General features: G+C 66.8%; 1 protein-coding gene. It reads left to right on the plus strand.

Features of this window, described 5'->3' with window-relative positions; all coding sequences use genetic code 11:
* The first annotated feature begins 36 nt into the window (after positions 1 to 36).
* The gene (locus tag EN893_RS35795) at positions 37 to 726 is read left to right on the plus strand and encodes a response regulator transcription factor (RefSeq protein WP_348632540.1); all 690 of its coding nucleotides are present in this window, start codon (positions 37 to 39) and stop codon (positions 724 to 726) included.
* Positions 727 to 911 lie beyond the last annotated feature (185 nt).

The raw sequence follows: 911 nt of genomic DNA on the forward strand, positions 1-911 counted from the left end.
GAACATCCCGTCATCGACCTGCCATCGGAAGCACTGCTGCCGAGCCCGCTGCTTGTCGTCGAGGACGAGCCGATGATGCAGGTGCGGTTGCGCTCGATCCTGAGGGGCCTTGGCTATGCTCAGGAGGAGCTGTTTTTCGCCGGGTCGATCGCGCAGGCCAAGACCCTGCTCGTCGACCAGCCCTTTGCCATGACGCTGGTCGATGTCGGCCTGCCCGACGGCAACGGCATCGACCTCATCGGCTCCCTGCACGAGCACGACGCGGCGCTGCCGATCCTCGTCATCTCGGCCTGGAGCAACGAAAACACCATCCTCGAAGCCCTGCGCGCCGGGGCGACCGGCTATCTCTTGAAGGAGCGCGACGACGTCGAGCTGTCGCTTTCGATCCGCAGCACCATCCGCGGCGGCGCGCCGATCGATCCCTTCATCGCCCGGCGCATCCTGGAACTGGTGTCGGCGCCGGCACCGTCCGGGCGCGCCCGTCCTTCCACCGACAGGCCGGGGCGCGGCAAGCCCGCGCTTGCAGCGCCGCCTCTCCTGACGCCGCGCGAGGTCGAGATCCTGAACCTCGTTGCCAAGGGGCTTACCAATCGAGAGATTTCGGGAGTCCTTTCCCTCTCCAGGTTCACGGTCGAATGCCACATTCGCAACATCTACAAGAAGCTGTCGGTCAAATCCCGGACGGAAGCGATCTTCGAGGCGCGGTCGCAAGGCTTCTTGCCCTGATATTCCTGCTCCTCGTGCCGGGCGGCATCGCCTTTGCCGCCGGCGGGGCCGTGCCGTTCAAGACGATCGAGGCCGTGCGATCCGGCTGGGACGCCGCCACGCCGCCGGCCACCGGCTGGACCAGCGTGACCTTGCCCGACGACTGGACGACGCGCTGGCCCGGTTTCGACGGCGTGGTCTGGTAC

This window comes from Mesorhizobium sp. M7A.F.Ca.CA.004.04.2.1, assembly GCF_004022825.1.
Lineage (GTDB): Bacteria > Pseudomonadota > Alphaproteobacteria > Rhizobiales > Rhizobiaceae > Mesorhizobium.